Annotated in this window: 4 protein-coding genes; all 4 read left to right on the top strand. The window is 46.2% G+C overall.

The window, feature by feature from the left end:
* The first annotated feature begins 124 nt into the window (after nt 1–124).
* A complete protein-coding gene (locus QZ735_RS18570; RefSeq protein WP_294251812.1) occupies nt 125–829 on the top strand; it encodes a nitroreductase family protein in 705 nt (234 codons plus the stop codon).
* A 532-nt stretch (nt 830–1,361) separates the two neighbouring features.
* Entirely contained in the window at nt 1,362–4,358 is a 2,997-nt protein-coding gene (locus QZ735_RS18565) for a LamG-like jellyroll fold domain-containing protein (protein ID WP_294251809.1), read from the top strand.
* Nucleotides 4,359–5,428: 1,070 nt separating this feature from the next.
* The gene (locus QZ735_RS18560) at nt 5,429–6,766 is read left to right on the top strand and encodes a glycosyl hydrolase family 28 protein (protein WP_294251806.1); all 1,338 of its coding nucleotides are present in this window, start codon (nt 5,429–5,431) and stop codon (nt 6,764–6,766) included.
* Nucleotides 6,766–8,669 (top strand): glycoside hydrolase family 2 TIM barrel-domain containing protein (locus tag QZ735_RS18555; RefSeq protein ID WP_294251801.1); only part of this gene is annotated, 1,904 nt, incomplete at its 3' end. The genes QZ735_RS18560 and QZ735_RS18555, both read left to right, overlap by 1 nt.

Genomic DNA, 8,669 nt, shown 5'->3' with positions numbered 1-8,669 from the left:
TGTATTTTCTGAGTGCATAGGTTACCTTGTTGTCACCATGGTGACTCCTTTGTCACCATTACTTTTGGTCACAAAGTTACTTAATGTCATCATATAAATCTACCTTTGAAAAAAAATTAATCATATGGATTTATTAAAAAATCTGGAGTGGCGTTATGCTACCAAAAAAATGAACGGTGAAAAGATCCCGCAGGAGAAACTGGAATACATACTGGAAGCGGCCCGCATGGCGCCGTCATCATCCGGGCTTCAGCCGTATAAAATAATCGTTATCTCAGACAGGGCATTGCTGGAACGTGTCCGGATGGTGGCCTATGACCAGAGCCAGATTACAGACTGTTCCCATCTGTTGGTTTTTGCTGCCTGGGACGGTTATTCGGATGAAAGGATTTCCAGGGTATTCAATTATATGATGGATGAACGCAACCTGTCCCATGAAACCATGGACAGTTACAAACAGGTGATCCTCGATCTCTATGAGCGTTCCGGCCAGGAATGGCAGGCCCATCATGCGTCCAAGCAGAGCTATATATCCTTTGCCATGGCCATTGCTGCGGCGGCAGAACAGAAAGTTGACGCCACACCCATTGAAGGCTTCCTCCCTGAAAAGCTCGATGAATTGCTGAATCTGAAAGGATCCGGTTATAGGAGTACGGTGATATTGCCCTTGGGATATAGGGCAAGTGAACAGGATTGGCTGGTGAATATGAAAAAGGTCCGCACGCCGAAAGAATCGTTTATTACAGAGATGACTCTGGCAGACGCTTCCGATACGGTGGACTTGCCGGCACCCATGAATCTGGATGATTTTGTGCAAAAATCGGAATGAAGTAAGGCATACCTGGAAAGTCCGGATGGGTAAACCGGTATTTTTCTTGATCAATACTAAATATGAAACAACTGTCTTTTGGGCAGTTGTTTCTGTATCATTTATACAGCCGTCTGATTTTTGCATCTTCAATGTTCATATGTTGGTTCTATGTCTGCTGCCTGCCTTTACATTCATCATCGTCCCGGTTACCTTATTTCAGTCTCCGGTAAACAGAACGGGCGTTTGAGATCAAAATTTTTGCAGCTGCAGGATGGCGAATCAAAAATTCTTAAGATGTATAAGTTTTCACAAGACAGGCTGGATACCTAACGGCTGAGGACCAATGCCTGATAAACAACCCCAGCCCGGCATTCATCTTCCTATCTGGCGGAAAATCTGGATTCCGATGCTGTATCGTCACCCCTTTTTAAATCCTTTATTCTTTCCTTTTATTCCATAAATGCCTGACCCATAGCAGACCGGCAGGATGGGGCAGGATGCGGCTGTCTGGTTTTGTGGTTAGATTTAGTTCATTACAAAAATCAATTCTATGGTAAAAAAATATGTACGTTATAAGCAGACGGCAGCACTGTTTTGCGGGCTGATGCTTTCTTCTGCCGGTTTCAGGGCCCAGACGCTGGCTTTTCCCGAAGCTTCCGGATTCGGGAGGTATACAACAGGGGCGCGGGGGGCGGCAATTCCGCAGGTCTACCTGGTAACCAACCTGAATGACAGCGGCCCGGGTTCCTTCCGGGATGCCGTGAGCCAGCCGGGAAGGTTTGTGATCTTCAGGGTGGGCGGCATTGTTAATTTACAGTCGGTGGTGGCAGTGGCGGCCAATACCACCATTGCCGGGCAGACAGCGCCGGGAGAAGGCATTGTATTCCTGGGACCGAGAGTATCTTTTACGGGCTCCAATAATACGATTGCCCGCTATCTCCGGATCCGGTACGGCGGAACTTCCCAAAACCAGGATGCCTCGGGAGTCGCCAACGGAGCCCATATGATTTTCGACCACATGACTTTTACCTGGGGAACCGATGAAGTATTCTCCATCAACTGGGACAACAACGGAACGAGCCCCGATAACATCACCATCCAGAATTCCATCATCGGGCAGGGCATGCACCGCCACAACCATTCCGCCGGAGGACTGATCCAGCCTCCGCCAGGAGGTAAGGTGAGCCTGATCGGGAACCTGTACATCTGCAATAAAACCCGGAATAATAAAATTAAAGGCATCAATGAGTTTGTAAACAATGTGGTCTACAACTGGGGCAACTACGGGAATACTTACGGCCACACCCAATCCGGGGAAGCCTATATCATGGGCGGAGATTCGGCCGGAAGCTCTTTTGCAAATATCATCAACAATTATTTTATCGGCGGGCCCAACACCAATGGTTCGGTAACAACACCGTTCAGTGTGGGAAATTCCAACTTCAGCCTGTATGGTGCCGGCAATTATTTCGATAATAATAAGAACGGACTGCTGGACGGTGCACAGGTCCCGCAGAATCTCACCGGCTATCCGGTAGGAGATCCTGCAGCTATCATGGCCACGCCCTACGATTATCCGATGAAAAATCCGTTGCTGAACGCCCAGGCAGCTTACGATAAAATTGTGGAAAGTGCCGGTGCCTCTTATCCGAGACGCGACCAGGTAGACCAGCTGATGATCTCGGATCTGCTGTCGAAAGGGACAACGGCTACTTATGTATACGTACAGAATGACCTGGCTACCCAATTCGGGTTTACCAATGGCGGGGCAGGGCATGTCTATGGGGCACCGGCTCCCCAGGATACCGACAATGACGGGATGCCCGATGCCTGGGAAACGGCTAATGGTCTTAATCCCAACGCTTTTGATGCACTGGCTGTCAGCAGCAGTCATGCTCCGTACCTGAATATCGAGGTCTACATCAACAGCCTTCCCGGTACGGCAGCTCCGGATTTTGTTATTCCGCCATCCGGAGTCAGCTTTACCAATGCCCTGACGGCAGGCAGCCCGCCTTCCGGATCTCTGACCGTCAACTGGAATGATAATACGGCTGATGAAACAGGATATGTCCTGGAACGTTCCCTGGACGGAACCGGTTTTACTGTAATTGCTGCATTACCGGCCAATACGGTCAGTTATAACGACACCGGCCTGACACCGGATACCCCGTATTATTACCGGGTAAAAGCGGTGAAAGGTTCCGAATCTTCGGTTTACTCTGCCCATGCAACTATCACAACACCACCGGTTCCGTCTGCACCTGTGAAAGCAGCCAACCCAACGCCTGCAAACGGTAACAATACTGCAGGCCTCAGCAACGGCAATCTGCTGTTGAAGTGGTCCGGCAGTGCCAATACCACCACCTATTCGGTCTATTTCGGGACAGATCCCCAGAATCTGAGCAATCTTGCTACGGTTCCTTATACGGCGGCACCTTCTTACCAGCTTACGAATCTCAGTACCGCAACGGATTATTACTGGCGGGTAGATGCCTCCAATACGTTGGGAACGGCAACCGGAGACGTCTGGAATTTCCGGGCCCCTACGCCGGGTATGGTGGGGCACTGGCCGTTTTCGGAGGCGCCATCTGCAGGCCCGCAGATCACCGATGCAACGGCCTTTGCCAATCATGGACTGTTGAATACAGCTTATGACAATTCGAATGTTAGGGTTCCGGGAAAGGAAAATTATGCCCTTGATCTGGCTACCTCACCCAATACGGCCTATATTGCCAGCATCCCGCATCAGGATCAGATCTTCTTCAATAACCAGTCCTTTACCGTTTCCTTCTGGATGAAAGCGGCCCCGGGCCTGTTACCGGCTTCTTCTTCAATAAGCCAGTACCTGCTCTGTAAAGGTTCCATTACTGCCAATACGTCTACCGGTGCTACGGGCAAACGTTTCAACATCGAGATCAAAGGCGGACAGCTCCGGTATGCTATTGATGATAATATAACGAAAAAAGAAATCACTTCCCCTGTTGCCAATTATTTTACCGGAAACTGGGTGCATGTGGCCATCATGAGGGATGTTGCTGCCCATAAGATGAGGATTTATACCAATGGTATGTTAAGTGCGGAAGGCGATGAAACGGCAGTCACCGGCATCGGGGAAGCCAGCAGCCTGATCCTTGGAAACATCGGTGAACTGGAATTCCAGGCCACAGCCAATACGCCGGCACCTTATAAGGGAGCGATTGATGAACTGAAAATGCACAATTATGCATTATCCCAGCCGGAAGTAAGTGCCCTCTACAATCAGGCTGTGCTGGCCAATGAAGAATTCAGCATCAGCAGGAATGCCGGAACGGTGTACCCGAATCCTGTGAAGGACAAACTTTTCATCAGGCTGCCGGGATACAGGACTTCTGCTCTTACGGCTATATTGTTCGATATGAGCGGAAAGGCAGTGATCAGGGAGAAACTGGAACCGGACAGCAGCGGTACGTATATCCTTCCGGTAAATACCGTCAAATCGTCAGGCAGCTATATCCTCAATGTCTCAGGAGAAAAGCTGAACAGCAATTTCAAGGTGATGGTTGAATAGTCAGATAACCGAAATTACCAATCGGACGGATAGACTAGAAGCAAGAGGCCGGAAGGTTTCTTTAATCAGAAGATGTTCAGGAAGAATAAATGATCAGAAAAAATCTTTTGTCATGCTGTATAAATCCTGATTGGAACAGCCTTTATTTTATTTTTGATTAAATACGCGGTTGAATATCATTTAAATACGGTTTTATTAATATTGTTTTTAAAGTCCCGAAAAGACGGATTTTTACAGGATAGGATAAAATTCTATTGTAAATGGTATAATTAAACATATAATTCGTGATTGCGATCATTTGGTTTATTTTTCAATGAACAGTAAGCTGAATACAAATTAAGTAAGGTCGAGTTTACGTTAAATTAAAGAAAGTATCAAAGCTAATCCAGAATAAAGGGGTTTATTCATTCATTCATTCATTCATTCATTATTTATATTTGTAAAGAGAGGCAGTTCTGAAAAGGGCTGCCTTTTTTATTTCATACCGGTTCCGCAGAGCAAAACCTTTTAATCAACACCTGTTATCCATATGCTTCATCAGGCACTGTCCCTCTTTTTGTTCCCTTAAAAATCAGCGGGACTGTCAGCAGCCTTTGTGTTAAATTTATTCTTTAATCAGGGTTTGTTATCAAACATGCTGTGGCAAATGGACTGAAGCCCATGCCATTAAGCCCGGACTGAAACTGATGGCATTCATCAGCTGTAAATGTTCCCATAGGAAACGGGATGCCTCTGTGAGAATAGAAGCAAACAGCAGGTACTTTTCCGGTGCATTGTCCTTTCCTGTCCATACAGGCTGTAAATCCCATGAAAGAGCAGGATGCCCCAGGCTCTTAAAATATTTACTTTTATGAAAAATGAAGGAAAGGAATATTTCATTACTGTTCTATGAAGTATTCTGTGGCTTTCTGCAAAAAAGGGGTGATATCATAAGGTTTTCAGAATGATATTTCTTTATTTTACCCTTTTGAAAATGGATATGCTGATGAAGGCTGTCCGGAAAGACTGTCTTTATCTAAAGTTGAATTATGAAATTTCAGAAAATCTCACGTCTCTTATTTCCAGTCCTTATGGCGTTACTGCTTTCACCGGCAGTAAAAAGCCAGGATAAATTTCCCGACGGGACAGCCATCCCGGCATGGTTTAAAGAGAATAAACCGACCGATATCAAGGCATTAGGGAAAAAATACATCGTTACGGAAAATGGGATGAAGAACGACAGTACGGTGCTGCAGACCAGAAAAATGCAGGAAATTATTGACCTGGCGGCGAAAAACGGCGGCGGCGTTGTCATCATACCAAAAGGCACTTTCCTGATCAGTTCAGTTTTTTTTAAACAAGGCACCCATTTATTTTTAGAAGATGGCGCAAAGTTAAAGGGAAGCGATGACATCAACGATTTCCCCGTGCTTACCACCAGAATAGAGGGGCAGACCGTGAAGTATTTCCCGGCCCTGATTAATGCAGACGGACTGGACGGCTTCACCATTTCCGGAAAAGGAATCCTCGACGGTAACGGGCTGAAGTTCTGGAAGTCGTTCTGGAAAAGACGCGAATGGAATCCCAAATGCACCAATATGGATGAAATGCGGCCGCGCATCATTTATGTCTCCAATTCCAAAAATATTCAGATTGAAGGAATTACCGTGAAAAATTCGCCGTTCTGGAGCACGCACTACTATAAATCCCATTTCGTTAAATTGCTGAATCTTACGATTCTGGCGCCGAAAGAGCCTGTGAAAGCCCCGAGTACCGATGCGGTAGACATCGACGCCTGTACGAACTTCCTGATCAAAAACTGCTATATGTCCGTGAATGACGACGCCATTGCCCTGAAAGGAGGGAAAGGCCCGAAAGCGGATACCGACCTGAATAACGGGGAAAACAGGAACATCCTGATCGAAGACAATACCTTCGGGTTCTGCCACTCGGTGCTGACCTGCGGAAGTGAATCGATCCATAATTACAATGTGCTTCTGCGCAATTCCGTGGTGAAAGATCCGTCAAGGTTACTGCACCTGAAAATGCGTCCTGATACACCTCAGCATTATGAATACATAACGGTGGAAAACATCAGGGGAAGCGTAAAAACATTCCTGTACGTGAAAGGCTGGAACCAGTTTTTTGATTTGAAAGGTGAAGAAAAACCAAAGAAAGGGTTAGCCAATACCATTACTTTAAAGAACATCGATATCACCTGCGAAACCGCTTTTTCCGTGGAAAAATCAGACTTGTACGAACTGAAGGATTTTACATTCGAAAACCTGAACATCAGGGCAGTAAAGCCTGAAGAGCAGAATCTGATCAATATCAGGAATTTAAAGCAGAAGAAAGTCAGCGTGACCCGGATCGCTGCTCTCAGCCAGGCTTCCGGTAAAAAAGACGACTCCGATATTGCTGCCAGATAATGAACTTTTCTATTACCATATTCGCCTTCTTATGTGTCTGCTCACAGCTGCTGTCTGCCCAGTCAAAGGAAATCCGGTTCCTGAGCGGAACGGATGCTGAGCATACCAAAGAATGGGATTTTTGGGTGAGTTCCGGAAGAAGATCAGGAAGCTGGAGCAAAATACAGATGCCTTCCCACTGGGAACAGCAGGGTTTCGGTTCTTACAATTACGGCCGGGATTATGTAACCTACGGTAAAAACTTCAGGTTTCATGATGAGACAGGCTTGTACAAACATACCTTTACCGTACCTGATTCCTGGAAAGGAAAAACCGTCAATATTGTTTTTGAAGGTTCGATGACGGATACTGAAGTAAAAATCAACGGGAAATCAGCCGGAGCCGTTCATCAGGGTGCTTTTTATGAGTTCAGTTATAATATTTCGGATAAAATCCTGTTCGGAAAAGAAAATCTTCTTGAAGTGAAGGTTTCCAAAATGTCGGCTGATAAATCGGTTAACAATGCCGAACGTCTGGCTGATTACTGGATTCTGGGTGGAATTTTCCGTCCGGTTTATTTAGAAGCAAGTCCGGCGGAACATATTTTGCGGACGGCCATTGATGCCCGAGCAGATGGCACTTTCCGCTCAGATATTCATTTAAATGGAATCAGGAATGCCAATCATCTGAAGGTAGAATTGTTTGATACCAAAAACAGTTTAGTGGCCGAATCCCAGCTTCAGATTCAAAAGGGAGACACGTTGAAACAGATCCTTTTTTCCGTTAGGAATCCGAAACTCTGGACGGCCGAAACCCCCAATTTGTACAAAGCAAAATTCACCTTAACAAAAAACAGAAAAAGCATCTTCCAGACCGAAGAAAAATTTGGTTTCCGGACCATAGAAATCCGGAAAGGCGACGGCATTTTTATCAACGGGACAAAAGTGAAGATGAAAGGCATCAACCGCCACGTCTGGTGGCCGGAAACAGGCCGTGCGGTAACGGAAAATATCGATTTGAAGGATGTTCAGCTCATCAAAGAAATGAATATGAATGCCGTCCGCTGTTCACATTATCCACCGAATAAGTCATTTTTAAAAATCTGCGATTCGCTGGGGTTATATGTTCTAGATGAGCTGGCGGGCTGGCAGAAAAAATACAGCACAGAGGTCGGGAGAAAGCTTGTGAAAGAAATGGTTGTTAGAGATGCCAATCATCCTTCGGTTATTTTCTGGAGCAACGGCAATGAAGGCGGCCATGATTTTGACCTCGATGCAGAATTTGCAAAATATGACCTGTCAGATCGCCCCGTGATCCATGCACATCATAAACCCGGAAATGCTTTCAACGGGATCGATTGCAACCATTACGAAGATTACGACAGCACCCGGAAAATCCTTGCGGGTGACAATATATATATGCCGACGGAATTCCTGCATGCCCAGGATGACGGCGGCGGCGGAACTTCCCTGGCCGATTACTGGGAATTGCACTGGAATTCCCGAAAGGGTGCCGGCGGCTTCCTTTGGGCTTTTGCGGATGAAGGTCTGGTGAGGACCGACTTTAATAATCAGATCGATGTGAATGCGATCAATGCGCCTGACGGAGTACTGGGGCCGCACCGGGAAAAGGAGGGCAGTTTTTATGCCATCCGCGAAATTTACAGCCCGGTTAAGATTGATCTGAAAACCCTGCCCCCTGATTTTAACGGAATCATTTCCGTGGAAAACCGGTATCATTTTACGAACCTGAATGAATGTCAGCTTGAATGGAAATTGGTGAAGTTTAAAACACCATTTTCTTCAGAATCCGGTTTTGATGTGATTCAAACCGGAAAAGCAGATATTCCGGATATTCGGCCGCTGCAAAAAGGAAAGATCAGATTACCTCTTCCTGCCGACTGGAAAGAAAGTGAAGGTTTGCT

It is taken from the genome of uncultured Chryseobacterium sp. (assembly GCF_913776365.1).
In the GTDB taxonomy this organism is placed as follows: domain Bacteria; phylum Bacteroidota; class Bacteroidia; order Flavobacteriales; family Weeksellaceae; genus Chryseobacterium.
Note: the sequence above shows the minus strand (reverse complement) of the source record. Positions and strands in the feature narration are given on the sequence as shown.